The organism is Roseateles subflavus (assembly GCF_030285365.1).
GTDB classification, from domain to species: Bacteria; Pseudomonadota; Gammaproteobacteria; order Burkholderiales; family Burkholderiaceae_C; genus Roseateles_B; species Roseateles_B subflavus.
Map to the genome: position 1 here is coordinate 593324 of NZ_JASVDS010000003.1, position 17548 is coordinate 610871.

Consider the following 17548-nt stretch of genomic DNA (forward strand, 5'->3'; position numbering starts at 1 on the left):
GGCGGATGGCCATGCGTGATCCCGTTGTGCAGCATCTGGGCTTCTGCGCGCCGGTCGCGGGGCAAGACCTGGCCCCGTTGATGGGCAGGCCTCCGGGCGATCTGCCCCGCGGCTACGAGGGCGCGCCGCTGATGGCGACCCTGATCCAGGGCCTGCTGGAGGCGGGACTGCGGGTGAGCGTCTTCACGCTCAGCGCGGACCTGCCGCCCGACGCGGGCCCGGTGTGCCTCTCCTCGACGCGCTGGCCGGGCCTGCGCGTCCACTTCGTGCCTTGCCGGCCCCGCGCGTGGCGACCGGCCGGGGGGCGGCCCGGCCGCATCCTCGACCTCTACCGCCTCGAACGGCAAGGCCTGTGTGCCGCCATCGCCGAGGCGAAGCCGCAGGTCGTCCATGCCCACTGGGCCTACGAGTTCGCATGGGCGGCGCTGGACAGCGGCATCCCGACGGTCGTCACCAGCCACGACTCGCCGCTGCTGGTGGCGCGCATGAACACCTGGGCCAAGCCGACCATCAGCCTGTATCGCTGGCTGCGGGTGCTGATGGCGCGGGAGGTCCTGCGCCGGGCGCGGCACCTGACCGTCGTGTCGCCCTACATGCAGGAGGCGCTGGCCGGGCTGGCGCGCGCCACGCCCGTCGTGGTGCCCAATGCCGTGCAGGCCGCGCTCGTGGCGCGGGGGCGCGAGCGCCAGCGTCCGGCCTGCCTGCGCATCGCCCTGATCAGCCACGGCTGGAGCCGACGCAAGAACGCCCGGCCGGCGCTGCTCGCCTTCGCGAGCCGCCGGCGCCAGGATCCGGCGATGGAGCTGCATCTGTTCGGCCATGAGTTCGAGCCGGAGGGCGCGGCCCAGGCCTGGTGCCGCCGGACGCCCGCGATGGCCGGCGCGCTGGAGGCGCTGCATTTCCACGGCCCCCTGCCGCACGAGGTCCTGATGCGGCGCCTCGAGGGCCTGGACCTGCTGCTGCATCCGTCGCTGGAGGAGTCCTTCGGCATGGTGCTGGTCGAGGCCCTGGCGCTGGGCCTGCCCGTGGTGGCGGGTGCGCACAGCGGCGCCGTGCCCTGGGTGGTGCAGGCCCCGGACAGCCTGTGTGACGTGCGCGACAGCACCGACATCGCCCGCGCGCTCGAACGCGTGAGCGAGCCGGCGACCTATGCCCGGCTGTCCGCGCTGGGCCGCCAGCAGGTACAAACACGCTTTGGGCTCGACGCGGTCGTGCGCGCCTACCTCCAGACCTACGAACAGGCCCTCGGCCCCGATGCCTGCGCGCCCGCGCCCTGACCCTTTCCATGCAGATCCAGACCCTCGTCCTCCTCAGCTTGCCCCTTGCCGTGGCGATGGCCCTGGCCGCGGGGCTGTTCGTCCTGCTGCTGTCGGCCTGGCGGTCCGTGGCCGTCGGCATCGGCTGGGCGGCGGCCATGGCCCTGACGGATACGCTCGTCATGGGCGCGCCGCTGCTGCACCTGGGCACGGCGGTCTTCGCCGGTGACCTGGCGAGCGTCGTGCTGGCCGCCGTCGCGCTCGGCCGCTGCCTCTGGGCGGGCAGCGAGGTGCGGCTGCACCGCGCCTGGCTGCTCTTCCTCCTGGTGATGGCCGTGAGCTTCGGGCGCGGCCTCCTCACCTACGGCACGACGGCCGGCGTGCATGTGCGGGACTACTTCTACTTCGCCGCCGTCGCCACCTACGTCATGACCTTCGACTGGCGCCGCGCCGGTTTCGGCGCCCTGTTCCGGCCCTGGGTGACGCTCGGCGGAGCGCTGGCGCTGCTGGTGCTCTACCGCTGGACGGTCTACTACCTGCCGATCCCCGACCTGCTGCCCCCGCAGGGTGTCTACAACGTCGATGGCGCGATCCGTGTCATCGGCTCCGGGGATGCGATCCTGCTCGGGCAGCTGCTCATCGTGCTCGTGTACTTCAGCGCCGTCGCGCCCACGCTGCCCGGCTGGCGCTTCCTGATGCTGCCGCTCGCGGGGCTCGTCCTGCTGCTGCAGCACCGGTCCGTGTGGCTGGCGGTGATGGTCGGCGCCGTGACGCCGCTCCTGATGGCCCGGGACAGCAGCCGGGCCGTGCGCCAGCTCAGCGCGCTGGTCCTGGTGCTGAGCCTGGTGCTGCTGCCGCTGATCGCGAGCGAGAAGGGCAGTGGCCTGGCCGCGCAGCTGGGGCAGTCGGCCGGACGCGCCCTGCGCGGGCAGGACACGGCCTCCGACCGCCTGCAGGGCTGGGCCGCCATGATCCGCAAGTGGCAGGACAGCGGGCCCGCGGCGGTGGCCATCGGCAATCCCTTCGGCACCGACAACAGCCGGGTGGTCATCGACGACGAGGGCCGGGTGCGCGTCATCACCTACTTCGCGCACAACATGTACGTCCAGACGCTCTACAACCTGGGCCTGGCCGGGCTCGGGGCCTTCCTGGCCGCCCTGGGCGCCGCGCTCGCGGGCCTGCGCCGGCTGGCGCGCGAGGAAGCGGCCGCCGGTCCCGCGGCGCTGCTGTTCACGCTGCTCGTGATGATGGCGGTCTACTTCATTCCCTACGGCGTCGGCCTGTGGCAGGGGCTGGTGATGGGCACGGCCCTGGCCTGGGTGCAGGCCCACGCGCCCGGTGCGGTCCGCGGGCCGCGCCTGGCCGCCGTGCAGGGAGGCGCCCATGCGCGCTGAGGTCCGCCGTCTATGGCGCCATGCCGCGATGGCCCTGCTGTGCCTGGGGCTCGCGGGGGCGGAGCCCGCGCTCGGCTCCGACGCGGTGAGCGTGGCCACCGCGACGCCGCGCCCGCCCGTGGAGGGCGCCTTCTGGGGCCAGCACTTCCATCGCCTGCAGGGCACGCCCGTGGGCGAGGCCGGAACGACGGCCTGGCCGCCCGTGCAGGTGGGCGCGCTGCGGCTGTGGGACGCCGGCGTGTCCTGGTGGTCGATCAATCCCGAGCCCGGCGTCTGGGACTTCCGCCGGCTGGACGTCTACGTGAACACGGCCCGGGCGCGCGGCGCACGGCTGCTGTACCCGCTCGCGCTCACCCCGCGCTGGGCCAGCGCCCGCCCTGCCGAGCCCTGCCCCTACAACCCCTGGGGCTGCAGCGCCGAGCCGCGCGACATGGCGGACTTCGCGGCCCTCGTGCGGGCCGTCGCGAGCCGCTATGGCGACCGCATCGAGGCCTACGAGCTCTGGAACGAGCCGGGGCTGTCCGAGCTGGAGATCGACCGGCGCCACCCGCTCTTCTTCACGGGCTCCGTGACGCAGCTGGTCGAGATGGCCCGGGTCGCGCGGGCCGAGCTGGATGCCGTCCAGCCGGGGGCCAGGCTCTGCACGCCGGGCTTCGTGAACGGCCCCCAGCGGCTCGACCTGTTTCTCGCGGCCGGCGGCAAGCAGTATGTCCAGGCCATCTGCTACCACTTCTATGCCTCCTCCGTCCGGCAGTCGGCGGCCGAGCTGGTCAAGGTGCGTGCCGTGATGCAGAAGCACGGGCTCGAGCACCTGCCGCTGTGGAACACCGAGTCCGGCGCTCCCATGCAAGGGGAGGGCCGCAACCCGGACGACGGCGCGGCCCTGATGGCGCAGCTGCACCTCTTCGGCGCAGCGGCGGGATGGTCCCGGTTCTTCTACTACGCCTGGGACAACCAGGACACCGGGATGCTCGACGCCGACGGCCACTGGCGCCGCGCCGCGACGGCCTATGCGGCGCTGCAGACCTGGGTGGCGGGCGTGCGCTTCCAGGGCTGCCGGCTGCTGGTCATGAAGCGCGTGCCGCTCATCGCCTGCCGGGGCGAGCGTGACGGCGAGCAGCGCCTGTGGCTCTGGAGCGATGGCCCCGCGACGGCCGAGACCAGCCCGGCCGAGCTGGCGAGTGCCCTCGGCCTGCCCGGCGCGACCTCGCTGCGGCGGGCCCAGCTGCTGTTCGCCCCGGCGGCCGATCGCCTGCCCGCGGTCCCGGAAGGCCGGCTGCGCATCGGCCGCATCCCGGTGCAGTTGCTCATCGCCGCGGACGGGTCCGCGGAGCCGGGACGCTGACATGACGACGATCCGCATCTGTGCGCTGCTCTGCAGCTTCAATCGCAAGGACGCCACCCTGCGCTGCCTCGAGGGCGTGGCGCGGGAGCGCGAGGCGCTGCGGGCGCGCGGCGGCGAGCTGTGTGCCGTGCTCGTCGACGACGGCAGCACCGACGGCACGGCCGAGCTCGTGGGCGCACGGCACGACTGGGTCCGGGTGATCCGCACCCGCGAGCCGCTGTTCTGGTGCCGCAGCATGCACCTGGCGCAGCAGCAGCCCGAGGCGCAGGCCGCGACGCACCAGTGGCTGCTGAATGACGACGTGGATCTGCGCCCGGGGGTGCTCACGGCCCTCTTGGACACGGAGGCCGCGCTGCGGGCGCGGGGCGAGGGCCCGCTGGTGGTCGTGGGCGCGACGGCGGATGTGCGCACGGGGCTCACGAGCTACGGCGGCGAGCGGCGCGGGTCCGGCTGGCGGCGCAGCCGTTTCGAGCATCTGGCGCCGGGCACGCAGCCTTTGCCCTGTGACGGCATGAACGGCAACATCGTCCTGCTGCCCCGCGACGCACGGGCGCGCGTCGGCGACCTGGACCCGGTCTTCGAGCACGCCATGGGCGACACGGACTACGCCTTGCGCGCGCGCACCCTCGGGGTCGGCGTGTGGCTGGCGCCGGGGCACTGGGGCTGGTGCTCGGACAATCCGCCGACCGGGACCTACCTCGATCCCGCGCTGCCCTGGCTGCGGCGCTGGCGTCACATGCGGTCCCGCAAGGGGCTGCCGTGGCGCTCCTGGCTGCACTTCACGCGCCGTCACATGGGCCTGGCCTGGCCGCTCTATTTCGCCTGGCCCTACGTCAAGCTGCTCAGCCAGGCCCTGCGCGGGCGGAGAGCCGGCCGTGGTTGAGCGGCACGACGGCCGACGCCTGCGCGTGGCGCTCATCACCAGCGCCCCGGCGCCCTACCGCGTCCCGGCCTACGCGGCCGCGGCGGCGTCGTCGGGCTGGGACTGGCACATCCTCTACTGCGCCCGTCCGTACATCGACCCCGACATCCCGCTGACGGCCCCGGGCGTGACGAGCCATTTCCTGCCCGGCCGCTTCCTGGCCTTCGAGCGCCGCTTCGTCCACGCCGATCCCGCCGCGTGGCGCGTGCTCACGGAGGTGCAGCCCGACGTCGTCATCACCACCGGCTTCATCCCCAGCTACCTGCTCGCCTATGCCTGGGCGCGCCGGCACGGGCGGCCGCATGTGGCGATGACGGACGGCACGCTGTGCCACGAGGCGCACCTGAGCGCCGTGCACCGGGCGCTGCGCCGCTGGGTCTACCGACGATCGGCAGCGGGCATCGGGGCGAGCCGGGCGTCGATGGCCTTGCTGCAGCAGTACGGCATGCCGGCGGACCGGGGCCACCTGGCGCCGATCTGCACGGACAACCGGCCCTTCGCGCCGCTGCCCGAGCAGCCGCGGCCGGTGGACATGCTGTTCTCGGCACGCTTCGTGGAGACCAAGCAGCCGCTCTTCGCGCTGGAGGTGGCACACCGCACCGCCGAGCGCCTCGGGCGGCCGGTGCGCCTGCGCTGGCTCGGCGCCGGGCCGCTGGAGCCCCGGCTGCGCGAGCGTGCGGCCGAGCGCGCCCGCACGGTGCACAGCGAGTTCCTCGGCTGGCGCCCCCAGGCCGAGCTGCCGGCGTTGTACCGCGAGGCTCGCCTGTTCCTCTTTCCCACGACCTGGGAGGCCTGGGGCCTGGTCGCCAACGAAGCCTGCGCGGCGGGCGTGCCGGTCTTCACCACGCCTGAGGCCGGGTGCGCCGGGGAGCTGGTGGTGGACGGCGTGAGCGGGCGCGTCGGGCCGCTGGACGCCGAGGCCTGGTCCCGCGCGGCCGCCGGCCTGCTGAGCGACACCGCCGCCTGGTCCCGCCTCTCGCAAGGGGCGCTGCAGTGCGTGGCCCCGCTGACGTTCGACGCGGCGGCGGCCGGCCTCGTCGGCGCCGTGCGCCAGGCGCTGGCCTCGCCCCGGCCCGGCCGCCCGAGCCCCTGACGCCATGCGCATCCTCCAGATCCACAACCAGTACCAGCAGCGCGGCGGCGAGGACGTCGTCGTCGACCGCGAGGCCGCGCTGCTGCGGGCCGACGGCCATGAGGTGATGCAGCTGCTGCGGCACAATGACGAGGTGCGCGGGCGGGCGTCCTGGCGCCTGGCCCTCGACGCCGTGTGGTCCCGCGAGAGTCACGCGGCGGTCCTGGCCCGGATCGCGCAGGCACGGCCGGAGCTCGTGCACGTCCACAACACGATGCCGCTGCTGTCGCCGTCGGTCATCCACGCGGCACGGCAGGCCGGCGTGCCGGTGGTGATGACGCTGCACAACTACCGTCTGGTGTGCGCCAACGGCCTGATGCTGCGCGCGGGCGCGCCCTGCGAGGACTGCGTGGGGCAGGTGCCCTGGCGGGCCGTCTGGCATCGCTGCTACCGCGGCAGCGCGGCGCAGAGCGGGGTGGTCGCCCTGACGCTGCAGGTGCATCGCGCCCTGGGCACCTGGCATCGCGGCGTGACCCGCTTTGCCGCCGTGTCGAGCCCGGTGCGCGAGGCGATGTGCCGCGGCGGGCTGCCGGCGGATCGCATCGAGGTGCTGCCGAACTTTGCCGAGACCGCCACCGAGCCCCCGTCGGATGCGCCGCGCCACGGCCTGCTGTATGTGGGCCGGCTCGCCCCGGAGAAGGGCCTGGACCTGCTCATGACGCTGGCGGCGCAGGGGGCGCCCGGCACGATCACGGTGGTGGGCGACGGCCCGCTGCGGGGCGCGCTCGAGGCCGTGCCGGGCCTGCGCTGCCTGGGCCCGCTGCCGCCCGCCGAGGTGCGGCGGGAGATGCGCCGCGCGCGGGCCTTGCTGCTGCCCAGCCGCGCGGCGGAGTCCTTCGGCCTGACGGTGATCGAGGCCTTCAGCGAGGGCCTGCCGGCGGTGGTGTCCGCGCAGGGCGCGCTGCCGGAACTCGTGCAGGCGGGCCGCACGGGCTGGGTCCTGCCGGCCGACGATCCGCCGGCCTGGCAGGCGGTGCTGCAGTCCGTGCTGCAATCGCCCGAGGAAGCGCGGCGTCGCGGCGAGGCCGCGCGCGAGGACTTCCTGGCCCGCTGGTCGCCCCCTCGCCACCGGGACGCGCTGATGGCCTTCTACGGCCGCGCGCTGGCTTCAGGACGCGGCTGATCCGCCGGCCGGGGACCCGAGCCCCGCGTCGCCCGGTGGCCGTCCCGCCGTCGCGCCCGTGCGGATCGCGCGGACCGTGAGGCCGCCGATCTCGCCGGGCACATACGAGAACGAGCTCATGTGAGAGCCCCAGATCTCCGTCGTGAGCGAGAGCATGAGCAGCTCGGCCAGCGCGGACTGGATGCCGGCCACGCTGTTGCGGTCCGCGTTGCTGTGGGCATAGCGCAGCACGCGCTCGCCCAGGGCCGCCTCGAGGTGCTGCCAGGCCGCGAGGCTGTCGGTGGCCACGAAGAAGCGCGTGCCAGGCGCCTTCGCCAGCCGGGCCTGCATGGCCTCGAGAAAGGCGCTCACCGGGCTGTGGGCGATGGCCTCGGCATGGTCGCCCTGGCGGATGTGCACGCCGATGCAGCCGGCCAGTGTCGCCCGCTGGGCGGCCACCGCCTGCGCGATGGCGGGCACCGGTCGCACGAAACCGTAGTCGGCGCCGGCCTCACCGATCTTCCAGCAGCTCGACACGAACATCGCCGACGCGGGATCCGCAGGCGCCAGCGCCTCGGCGATGGCCCGCTGGGTGGCGGCCTCGTGCTGCGGGTAGTCCGTCGAGGGCGGGAACGGCGGGAAGCGCGCGGCCAGGTCCTCGCTGATCCACTGCTGGCGGGCCGGCAGCTGCGGGGCCAGGCAGCGGCGCAGCCAGGCATGGGGCGCCGAGCCGGCCTGCCGGCGCGAGGTGGGCCACAGGGCGCGCACCGCCGGCAGCAGGCGGTCGGGCACGCCGCGGCAGTAGTCGTGCACGCGGAAGTCCTCGGGCGGCAGCAGCAGGTCCTGGTAGTCGCAATTCAGCGCCGCGTCGCGCTCCCAGAGCACCTGCAGCGGGCGGCCGAGCCGGCGGGCCTCGACCCGCGCCGAGGCGATCGTGCGCAGGCGGTTGGCCAGGCCGCTGACGGGCTTGAGGTAGAGCGCGGGAGCGGCCATGGCCTCAGCCCGTCCAGCCGCGCACGGCAAAGGGCGCCTCGGCCGCGGGATCCACCCCGGGCGCGAAGCAGCGCAGCCGCGGCGGCGGCATCGGCCTCCCGAGGCGTCGGGCCTGGATCAGTGCCTGCACCAGGTCCACCATCTCGTGCGTCCGGTGGGCGTGCGTGTGGGCACCGAGCACGTAGTCGCGCGCCCGCTGCCCCCAGGCCTGGAGGGCCTCGGGGGGCAGGTCCAGCGCGCGATCGACCGCCTGCAGCAGCGAAGGCAGGCTGTCATAACCTCTCCAGTGAACGTCCGGCGTGGCCAGGCGATCGACCCGCGGGACGCGGAAGTCCAGCAGCGGCACACCGCTGGCCAGGGCGATGTAGAAGCGGTCCGAGGTGTAGTAGGGCGCGATGGAGCCGGGAAAGCCGCCCAGCTGGAGGCGGCCCTGCAGCGCCGCCTGGTGCTGCCTGGCGTAGGCCACCGGCCCCTGCCAGGCCGGCTGGCCCGCCCAGTTCAGGCCGAAGAGGCCGAAGCGCCGGCCGTAGCGCCGGGTCAGCTGCCGGACCATCTCCGTCCGCTGCCGGCCGGAGCGGCTCAGTCGCGTGAAGGGATTGCGGCCGCCGTTGTGGCTGCCGATGAAGACGACGTCGAACGCCGGGGGCGCCACGGGGACCCCCGGCGCGCTGAAGCGGACCTGGCAGGCGCCGTTGGGCATCAGGAGCACATTGCGGGCGCCCCGGTCGATCAGCGCATCGGCCATGTAGCCCATGGAGGTCAGGAAGCACATGTCCGACTGCGAGGCGGCCTGGAACAGGCTGGCCGGCGGGCGCTGCAGCCAGCGACCGTAGGGGTCGCCGCCCGTCGTCACGACCAGCAGCTGCGGCCGGATCCGTCGGGCCTCGGCGATGAAGGGGCGCGGGTCCGCCAGCGGGCCGTGGAACCACTGCAGCATCAGCACGTCGATGGCCTCGTCGGCGACGATCTGCAGCGCCCGGCGGTAAAGCGCGGGCCAGTGCGCGGGATCCGGCGATGCCTCCGGGCCCGAGGGCAGGTAGGGCAGGCAATGGAAGGCTTCGATCACGCCGCGGGCCTGCAGCTCGACCAGGGCCTGGTGGTAGCCTGGCTGGTCGGCCGGGGAACGGCCCTGGAGCAGCAGCAGCAGGCGCATCACGAGGCCCGGCGGCGGCCCGGACGCAGGCAGGCGCGCAGGCACAGCGCCACGAAGAGGCTGTTCCCGATCAGGTAGCGCCGCCACAGCCGCCGCGGCTCCTGCACCAGCCGGAACAGCCATTCCAGCCCGTGGCGCTGCATCCACTGGGGTGCCGTCTTCTGCAGGCCGCCGATCAGGGCGAAGGCGTAACCCACGCCCAGGCAAACGGCCTGGAGGTGGGGACGGTGGGCCTGCATCCAGAACTCCTGCTTGGGACAGCCCAGGCCCACGAAGACCAGGGCGGCGCCCGAGGCGTTGATGCGGGCGGCGAGCGCCGGGTCGTAGGCCGGCTGCTGCGGCAGCAAGGGCGGGGACTCCTGGCCCACGAGGCGCAGCGCCGGGCATCGGGTCCGAAGCGAGGTCGCCATGGCCTCCAGCTCGTCGGGCGAGCCGCCGAAGAGGTAGACGCCCAGCCCTTGCTGCGCGGCTTCGTCGCACAGGGCCAGGGTCAGGTGCGGGCCGGTGACGCGCTCCAGGCGCAGACCCTCGAAGCGGCGCAGCGCCCACACGAGGGGCATGCCGTCGGTGACGACCAGGTCGGCCTCCCGCATCAGCCGAGCGAGTGCCGGCGCGCGCCGGGCCTGGGTGAGCATGTCGACATTGGCCGCGCAGACGGTGCCGCCCTGACCGCGACGGGCCAGGTCCAGCACCTGGTCGACGGCCGCCCGCAGCGTGCCGGCACAGAGCCGGATGCCGAACAGCTGTGTTTCCTGCAGCGGCGGAGGGCGGGACGGTGGCATGCGGGGGGCTGCGGTGGGGGCGGCGGGGTGCGCTGGCACCCATGAGTGGGTGGATTGTGCCGCCAAAAACGGGCGGTCCTTCGCAGACAATGCGGACCATTCGTTTTCGCAAGGCCCCCCGCCGCGGGGTCGGCGAAGGCGCGTTGCTATCGGAGTGGAAATGAAAGTTTTGGTCACCGGGGCCGCCGGCTTCATCGGCATGCATGTCAGCCAGATCCTGTTGGGGCGGGGCGACGAGGTCGTGGGCCTGGACAACCTGAACGACTACTACGACCCCCAGCTCAAGCGCGACCGCCTGGCGCGCCTGACGGGCCGGCCGGGCTTCAGCTTCGTGCAGCTGTCCGTGGAGGACCGCGCCGGCATGGAGCGGCTGTTCGCCGAGCAGAAGTTCGACCGCGTGGTGCACCTGGCCGCGCAGGCCGGCGTGCGCTACTCGCTGCAGAACCCGCATGCCTACATCGACAGCAACATCGTCGGCTTCATGAACATCCTGGAAGGTTGCCGCCATCACGGCGTGCAGCACCTGGCCTATGCGTCCAGCTCCAGCGTGTACGGCGGCAACGTGCGCATGCCGTTCTCGGAGCACCACGGGGTGGATCACCCGGTGAGCCTCTACGCGGCCACCAAGAAGGCCAACGAGCTGATGGCGCACACCTACAGCCATCTCTACCGCCTGCCCACCACGGGCCTGCGCTTCTTCACGGTCTACGGCCCCTGGGGCCGCCCGGACATGGCGCTGTTCCTCTTCACCAAGGCCATCCTCGAGGGCCGGCCCATCGACGTGTTCAACCACGGCCAGATGATCCGCGACTTCACCTACATCGACGACATCGCCGAGGGCGTGGTGCGGGTGCTGGACCGCCCGGCCACGGCGGACGAGGGCTACGACGCGATGACGGCCGACCCGGCCCGTTCCGACGCGCCCTACCGCGTCTTCAACATCGGCAACCACGACCCGGTGAAGCTGATGGACTTCATCCACGCCATCGAGCAGGCCGTGGGCCGCGAGGCGCAGAAGAACTTCCTGCCCCTGCAGGACGGCGACGTGCCGGCCACGCATGCCGACGTCGAGGAACTCGCCGCCTGGACGGGCTTCAAGCCCGCGATGCCGGTGCCGCAGGGCGTGGCCAACTTCGTGGCCTGGTACCGCGACTACTTCAAGGTGTGATCGCACCTTGAACGGACGCCGCGCCGCCGGGTGCGGCCGGTCCGGCCAAAAAAAGGGGCCGCTTGTCGCGGCCCTTTGTCATGGCGGCAGGCCGCTCAGAGCAGCTTGCCGGCCAGGATGTCGACGATGCGCTCGGCGGCCTTGCCGTCCCACAGCGCGGGGCGGCGGCCGCGCTTGCCGCCGTGGCGGATGGCGTCGAGCGCCAGCGGGATGATCTTGGCGGGGTCGGTGCCGGCCAGCACATTGCTGCCCTCGTCGACGGTGACCGGGCGCTCGGTGTTCTCGCGCATGGTGATGCAGGGCACGCCCAGGGCGGTGGTCTCCTCCTGCAGGCCGCCGCTGTCGGTGAGCACGACCACGGCATCCTTCCACAGGTGCAGGAAGGACATATAGGCCTGCGGGCCCATCAGCGTGACGTTGCGGCCGAGGTCGATGCCGAACTTCTCGATGTTGGCGCGGGTGCGCGGATGCACCGGGAAGATCAGGGGCAGCTCTTCCGAGACGGTGCGCAGCACGGTGGCGATGCGCTCCAGCGCCTCGGCGCTGTCCACGTTGGAGGGCCGGTGCAGGGTCACGACGCCGTAGCGCGCATGGGCCTTCTTGTAGGCGTCGGTCTCGAGGCCCGAGGTGTCCATGGTCTTGAGCTTCTCGGCCTGGAAGAGCACGTTGTCGACCATCACATGGCCGACGTCGTAGACGATGGACAGGTCCTTGCCCTCGCGCTTGAGGTGCTCGTAGCCGCTGGGCTCGGTGACGAAGAACCAGTCGGAGATGGCGTCCGTCACGAGGCGGTTGATCTCCTCGGGCATGGTCATGTCGCCGCTGCGCAGGCCGGCCTCGACGTGGGCCACGGGCACGCAGGCCTTCTTGGCGACGACGGAGCAGGCGAGCGTGGAGTTCACGTCACCCACCACCAGGCAGGCGGCGGGCTTCTCGGCGTTCACCAGGTCCTCGTAGGCCTGCATGATCTTGCCGGTCTGGGCCGCGTGGCTGCCGCCGCCGCAGCCCAGGCGCACGTCCGGCTGGGGAATGCCGAGCTCCTCGAAGAAGACGTCGTTCATGTCCCGGTCATAGTGCTGGCCGGTGTGCACGATCTTCCAGGCCAGCCGGCCGTCCGCCTGCAGCGCGCGCACGATGGGCGCGATCTTCATGAAATTGGGGCGGGCGCCGGCGACGAGATGGATGCAGGGTTTGGACATGGGGCAGGCCAGATGCGGTGTTGCCGGGCATTCTAGGCGGGGGGGCTGCCCGGGCCAGCGTTCCGGCGCCGTGCTCCCCGCAGACGAGGGGCATGCCGCTGCCCGCTGCGCACGCGCCTCGCGGGCTCAGAAGCCGGGCGTCGTGGCCAGGCTGGGCGCCTGGCGATCCTTGTCCGCCAGCAGGGGCGTGAGGCCGTCGAGCGGCCAGGCGATGCCCACCGCCGGGTCGTCCCAGGCGAGGCCGGCCTCGCTGGCGGGGGCGTAGTAGTCGGTCGTCTTGTAGAGGAAGTCGGCGGTCTCGCTGAGCACGAGGAAGCCATGCGCGAAGCCCGGCGGGATCCACAGCTGGCGGTGGTTGTCGCTGCTGAGCTCGGTGCCGGTCCAGCGGCCGAAGCGGGGGCTGTCGCGGCGCAGGTCCACGGCCACGTCGAAGACGCGGCCCAGGGATACGCGCACCAGCTTGCCCTGGGCATGCGGCGCGCGCTGGTAGTGCATGCCGCGCAGCACGCCGCGGCCGGAGCGGGACTGGTTGTCCTGCACGAAGCGCACCTCCCGACCCACGGCGGCATCGAAGGCCTGCTGGTTCCAGCTTTCCAGGAAGAAGCCGCGGGCGTCGCCGAAGACGCGGGGCTCGATGAGCAGCACCTCGGGCAGGGCGGTCGGCGTGATCTTCATTGGCCGGCCCTCTCGCGCAGCAGCTTCATCAGGTACTGGCCGTAGCCGTTCTTCAGCATGGGCTGGGCCAGGCGCTCGATCTGGGCCTCGTCGATCCAGCCGTTGCGGAAGGCGACCTCCTCCGGGCAGGCCACCTTCAGACCCTGGCGCTTCTCGAGCGTGGCGATGAACTGGCTGGCGTCGAGCAGGCTGTCATGCGTGCCGGTGTCGAGCCAGGCATAGCCGCGGCCCATGATCTCCACCTGCAGCTGCTGCTGGCGCAGGTAGGTGGCGTTGACGTCGGTGATCTCCAGTTCGCCGCGGGCGCTGGGGCGGATGTCGGCAGCGATGTCGCAGACCTGCTCGTCGTAGAAGTAGAGCCCGGTCACGGCGTAGTTGCTCTTGGGCTGCTTCGGCTTCTCCTCGATGGAGATGGCCTGCAGGTCCCGGCCGAACTCGACCACGCCGTAGCGCTCGGGATCCTGGACGTGGTAGGCGAACACCGTGGCCCCCGTCGGCGTGTCCGCCGCGTGCTGCAGGATGGCCTGGAAGTCGTGGCCGTAGAAGATGTTGTCGCCCAGCACCAGGGCCGAGGGCGCGCCGCCGATGAAGTCGCGGCCCAGCACGAAGGCCTGCGCCAGGCCGTCGGGGCTCGGCTGCACGCAGTACTGCAGGTTCAGGCCCCAGCGCGAGCCGTCGCCCAGCAGCGCCTCGAAGCGCGGCAGGTCCTGCGGCGTGCTGATGAGCAGGATGTCGCGGATGCCCGCCAGCATCAGCGTGCTGAGCGGGTAATAGACCATGGGCTTGTCGTAGACCGGCAGCAGCTGCTTGCTCATGGCCAGCGTGGCCGGATGCAGCCGGGTGCCGGAGCCTCCGGCGAGGATGATGCCTTTGCGCTTCTTCATGCAGACCTCCGAGGCCCCGAGCATGCCACGGCCGGCCGGGCGCCAGCCCGCAATGAGGCGGATGATTTGCCCGGAGTTCTCAGAGGCCGCCCAGGCACTCGCGGATCATGCGGCGCACGCCGGGCTCCCAGGGCGGCAGCCGCAGCCCGAAGTCAGCCTCGAAGCGCCGGCAGTCCAGGCGCGAGTTCAGCGGGCGTCGGGCGGGCGTCGGGTAGTCCTGGCTGGGGATGCCCACGACCTCCTGGCAGCGCAAGACCTGACCCTGGCGGCGTGCCTCGTCGATCACGAAGCGGGCGTAGTCGGCCCAGCTCGTGCTGCCCTGGGCGGCGAGGTGGTACAGGCCGCCGGAGGCCGGCTCGCGCAGGCACTGGCGCAGCGCATGGGCGCTGCCGTCGGCCAGCAGCTCGGCCCCGGTGGGCGCGCCGATCTGGTCATTCACCACGCGTAGCTGCTCGCGCTCGGCGGCCAGGCGCAGCATGGTCTTGGCGAAGTTGCCACCCCGTGCCGCATACACCCAGGAGGTGCGCAGGATCAGGTGGCGGCAGCCGCTGGCCTGGATCGCCTGCTCGCCCTCGAGCTTGGTCCGGCCGTAGACGCTCAGCGGCCCGGTCGCGGCGGTCTCGTCGCGCGGACCGTCACCGCTGCCATCGAAGACGTAGTCCGTGCTGTAGTGCAGGAGCAGCGCCGCACGTTCCTTCGCGACGCGGGCCAGCCGGGCGACGGACTCGGTGTTGACGAGGCGCGCCAGCGCGGGCTCGGACTCGGCCTTGTCGACGGCGGTGTAGGCCGCGGCATTGACGATGGCGTCCGGCGCGAGGGCGCGGGCCAGGGCCTCGAGCCGATCCGGATCCCCGAGATCGGCGCCCTCGGCGCGACCCGGTGCCAGCAGCTCACCCAGCGGCGCGAGCGAGCGCTGCAGCTCCCATCCGAGCTGGCCGGAGGCCCCGAGCAGGAGGATCTTCATGCGCCGTACTGCTGCTGGACCCAGTCGCGGTAGGCACCGGACTGCACGCGCTGCACCCACGCGGGATGGTCGAGGTACCACTGCACCGTCTTGCGGATGCCGGTGGCGAAGGTCTCGGCCGGGCGCCAGCCCAGCTCGCGCTCGATCTTGCGGGCGTCGATGGCATAGCGGCGGTCGTGGCCGGGGCGGTCCTTCACGTAGGTGATGAGGCGGCTGTAGGGGCCGGCGGCATCGGGGCGCAGCTCGTCCAGCAGGGCGCACACCGTCTTCACGATGTCGATGTTGGCCATCTCGTTCCAGCCGCCGATATTGTAAGTCTCGCCCACGCGGCCCTCGGCCAGCACGGCGCGGATGGCCGAGGCGTGGTCGCGCACATAGAGCCAGTCGCGGATCTGCTGCCCGTCGCCGTAGACCGGCAGGGGCTTGCCCGCCAGCGCGTTGACGATCATCAGCGGGATCAGCTTCTCGGGGAAGTGGTAGGGCCCGTAGTTGTTCGAGCAGTTGGTGGTGAGCACCGGCAGGCCGTAGGTGTGGTGCCAGGCGCGCACGAGGTGGTCGCTGGCGGCCTTGGAAGCCGAGTAGGGGCTGTTGGGCTCGTAGGCGTTCGTCTCCGCGAAGGCGGGGTCCTCGGCCTTGAGCGAGCCGTAGACCTCGTCCGTGGAGACGTGGTGGAAGCGGAAGGCCGCGCGCTCGGGCTCGGGCAGCCCTTGCCAGTGCTGGCGGGCGGCCTCCAGCAGCGTGTAGGTGCCCTCGATGTTCGTCTTGATGAAGGCGCCGGGGCCGCTGATGGAGCGGTCCACGTGGCTCTCGGCCGCGAAATGGATCAGCGCGCGCGGGCGGTGCTCGGCCAGCAGGCGGTCCACGAGGGCGCGGTCGGTGATGTCGCCCTGCACGAAGACATGGCGGGCATCGCCCTGCAGCGACGCCAGGTTCTCGAGGTTGCCCGCGTAGGTGAGGGCGTCGAGGTTGACCACCGGCTCCTCGCCCTGGGCGAGCCAGTCGAGGATGAAGTTGCTGCCGATGAAGCCGGCGCCGCCGGTGACCAGGATTGTCATGTGAGGAACCTCAGGGCCTGTCTGCCACGATGGACGCCCATCCTAGCGGACAGCCGGCCCCTCATTTCCGTCCATAACTGTCATCAAAACGGACAATATCGTCCTCGCCGAGGTAGGCGCCGGACTGCACCTCGATGATCTCCAGCGGCACCTTGCCCGGATTGGCCAGGCGGTGGACCTGGCCGAGGGGGATGTAGGTGCTCTGGTTCTCCGAGAGCAGCAGCACCTGCTCGCCGTTGGTGATCTCGGCGGTGCCCGAGACCACGATCCAGTGCTCGGCGCGGTGGTGGTGCATCTGCAGGCTCAGCGAAGCGCCGGGCTTGACCATGATGCGCTTGACCTGGAAGCGCTCGCCCATGTCGATGCTGTCGTACCAGCCCCAGGGGCGGTAGACCTTGCGGTGCAGGTTCTGCTCGGCGCGCTGGCGCTCGCTGAGCTGGCTGACGATCTTCTTGACGTCCTGGCTCTTGCTGCGATCGGCCACCAGCACGGCATCGGCCGTCTCGACGATCACGATGTTGTCCAGACCGACGGCGCTGACGAGGCGGCTGCTCGCATGGATCAGCGTGTTGTGGCTGTCCGCCAGCAGGGCGTCGCCCACGGTGGCGTTGCCGGCGGCGTCCTTGGGCGCGACCTGCCAGACGGCATCCCAGGCGCCGAGGTCGTTCCAGCCGGCGTCGAGCGGGACCATGTGCAGCGGGATGTCGCTGCCGGGGCAGCGCTCCATCACGGCGTAGTCGACGGATTCGGCCGGCACGGCGGCAAAGAGGGCCTTGTCGGGGCGCACGAAGACGCCGTCGGGCTGCGCGCCGGCAAAGGCGGCACGGGTGGCGACGTCGATGTCCGGGCGGAAGCGCAGCAGCGCCTGCAGCCAGGTGCTGGCACGCATCACGAACATGCCGCTGTTCCAGAAGTAGCCGCCGGCGGCGAGGTAGCCCTCGGCGGTGGCCAGGTCGGGCTTCTCGACGAAACGCTCGACCTGCCACTGCGCGCCGTCGGCGCGGCTCTTGATGTAGCCGAAGCCCGTCTCGGGGCGGTCCGGCGTGATGCCGAGGATCACGATGCCACCGCCGTCGGCTAGGCGCACGGCCTGCTGCAGCGACGCGGTGAAGGCGGCCTCGTCGACCACGGTCTGGTCGGCGGGGGTCACCACCAGCACGGGGTCCTGGCCGGCGGCCAGTGCCTGCAGCGCCGCGAGGCTCACGGCCGGTGCGGTGTTGCGGCCCACGGGCTCCAGCAGCACGGCGGCGGTCTGGATCTTCGCGTCGCGGAGCTGGTCCAGCACCAGGAAGCGGTGCTCCTCGTTGCCCACGATGAGGGCGGGCAGGGCGGCGATGTCCGACGTGGCGAGGCCCGCCACGCGCTGCACCGCCTGCTGGAACAGGCTCTGCGTGCCGGACAGCACCAGGAACTGCTTGGGGAAGCCGGCGCGGGAGAGCGGCCACAGCCGCGTGCCGCTGCCGCCGGCCATGATGACGGGTTGGATCTGGATCGTGCTCATGTTCGTTCGGTGAATGCGGGCGG

The 17548-nt window shown here is 72.3% G+C and carries 16 protein-coding genes; 7 read left to right on the forward strand and 9 right to left on the reverse strand.

Going from position 1 to position 17548, the window contains the following annotated elements; translation table 11 throughout:
• Positions 1–11 precede the first annotated feature (11 nt).
• Genes QRD43_RS13670 through QRD43_RS13695 form a run of 6 tightly spaced genes read left to right on the forward strand, consistent with a single transcriptional unit; the run spans position 12 to position 7172 of the window.
• A complete protein-coding gene (locus QRD43_RS13670) occupies positions 12–1277 on the forward strand; it encodes a glycosyltransferase family 4 protein (protein WP_285983021.1) in 1266 nt (421 codons plus the stop codon).
• Between the two features lie 8 nt (positions 1278–1285).
• Positions 1286–2650, forward strand: coding sequence for an O-antigen ligase family protein (locus QRD43_RS13675; RefSeq protein WP_285983022.1), 1365 nt, complete (start codon positions 1286–1288; stop codon positions 2648–2650).
• Positions 2640–3995, forward strand: coding sequence for a hypothetical protein (locus tag QRD43_RS13680; protein WP_285983023.1), 1356 nt, complete (start codon positions 2640–2642; stop codon positions 3993–3995). Before QRD43_RS13675 ends, QRD43_RS13680 begins: the two co-directional genes overlap by 11 nt.
• A 1-nt stretch (position 3996) precedes the next feature.
• Entirely contained in the window at positions 3997–4878 is an 882-nt protein-coding gene (locus tag QRD43_RS13685) for a glycosyltransferase family 2 protein (protein ID WP_285983024.1), read from the forward strand.
• On the forward strand, positions 4871–6010 hold the full coding sequence (locus QRD43_RS13690; protein WP_285983025.1) for a glycosyltransferase family 4 protein: 1140 nt from the start codon (positions 4871–4873) through the stop codon (positions 6008–6010). The genes QRD43_RS13685 and QRD43_RS13690 overlap by 8 nt, the downstream gene beginning before the upstream one ends.
• 4 nt (positions 6011–6014) lie before the next feature.
• The gene (locus QRD43_RS13695) at positions 6015–7172 is read left to right on the forward strand and encodes a glycosyltransferase family 4 protein (protein ID WP_285983026.1); all 1158 of its coding nucleotides are present in this window, start codon (positions 6015–6017) and stop codon (positions 7170–7172) included.
• Here the strand turns inward: QRD43_RS13695 and QRD43_RS13700 are convergent.
• From QRD43_RS13700 to QRD43_RS13710, 3 genes are read right to left on the reverse strand one after another with little or no spacing between them, the layout of a single operon-like run.
• Complete coding sequence (locus QRD43_RS13700) at positions 7158–8144, reverse strand: O-fucosyltransferase family protein (RefSeq protein ID WP_285983027.1); 987 nt, start codon at positions 8142–8144, stop codon at positions 7158–7160. The two genes, QRD43_RS13695 and QRD43_RS13700, sit on opposite strands and share 15 nt — an antisense overlap.
• Positions 8145–8148: 4 nt before the next feature.
• On the reverse strand, positions 8149–9297 hold the full coding sequence (locus tag QRD43_RS13705) for a glycosyltransferase family protein (protein ID WP_285983194.1): 1149 nt from the start codon (positions 9295–9297) through the stop codon (positions 8149–8151).
• Positions 9297–10079 (reverse strand): WecB/TagA/CpsF family glycosyltransferase, encoded by a 783-nt coding sequence (locus QRD43_RS13710; protein ID WP_285983028.1) that lies wholly within the window; start codon positions 10077–10079, stop codon positions 9297–9299. Before QRD43_RS13710 ends, QRD43_RS13705 begins: the two co-directional genes overlap by 1 nt.
• Before the next feature lie 160 nt (positions 10080–10239).
• Here QRD43_RS13710 and QRD43_RS13715 point away from each other — a divergent pair, with 160 nt between their 5' ends.
• Positions 10240–11247 carry an NAD-dependent epimerase gene (locus tag QRD43_RS13715; protein WP_285983029.1) on the forward strand — a complete coding sequence of 336 codons (1008 nt, stop codon included), beginning with the start codon at positions 10240–10242 and terminating at the stop codon, positions 11245–11247.
• A gap of 95 nt (positions 11248–11342) precedes the next feature.
• On the opposite strand, the gene wecB is transcribed toward QRD43_RS13715, so the two are convergent.
• From wecB to QRD43_RS13745, 6 genes are all read right to left on the reverse strand, one after another.
• Complete coding sequence (gene wecB / locus QRD43_RS13720; RefSeq protein WP_285983030.1) at positions 11343–12446, reverse strand: non-hydrolyzing UDP-N-acetylglucosamine 2-epimerase; 1104 nt, start codon at positions 12444–12446, stop codon at positions 11343–11345.
• Between the two features lie 126 nt (positions 12447–12572).
• Positions 12573–13121, reverse strand: a complete 549-nt coding sequence (gene rfbC, locus QRD43_RS13725; RefSeq protein ID WP_285983031.1) for a dTDP-4-dehydrorhamnose 3,5-epimerase — start codon at positions 13119–13121, stop codon at positions 12573–12575.
• Positions 13118–14005 carry a glucose-1-phosphate thymidylyltransferase RfbA gene (gene rfbA, locus QRD43_RS13730; protein WP_285983032.1) on the reverse strand — a complete coding sequence of 296 codons (888 nt, stop codon included), beginning with the start codon at positions 14003–14005 and terminating at the stop codon, positions 13118–13120. Before rfbA ends, rfbC begins: the two co-directional genes overlap by 4 nt.
• Positions 14006–14084: 79 nt before the next feature.
• Positions 14085–14969 carry a dTDP-4-dehydrorhamnose reductase gene (rfbD, locus tag QRD43_RS13735; protein WP_285983033.1) on the reverse strand — a complete coding sequence of 295 codons (885 nt, stop codon included), beginning with the start codon at positions 14967–14969 and terminating at the stop codon, positions 14085–14087.
• Complete coding sequence (gene rfbB / locus QRD43_RS13740) at positions 14966–16024, reverse strand: dTDP-glucose 4,6-dehydratase (RefSeq protein ID WP_285983034.1); 1059 nt, start codon at positions 16022–16024, stop codon at positions 14966–14968. The genes rfbD and rfbB overlap by 4 nt, the downstream gene beginning before the upstream one ends.
• A gap of 61 nt (positions 16025–16085) precedes the next feature.
• A complete protein-coding gene (locus QRD43_RS13745) occupies positions 16086–17525 on the reverse strand; it encodes a mannose-1-phosphate guanylyltransferase/mannose-6-phosphate isomerase (RefSeq protein WP_285983035.1) in 1440 nt (479 codons plus the stop codon).
• Between the last annotated feature and the right edge of the window lie 23 nt (positions 17526–17548).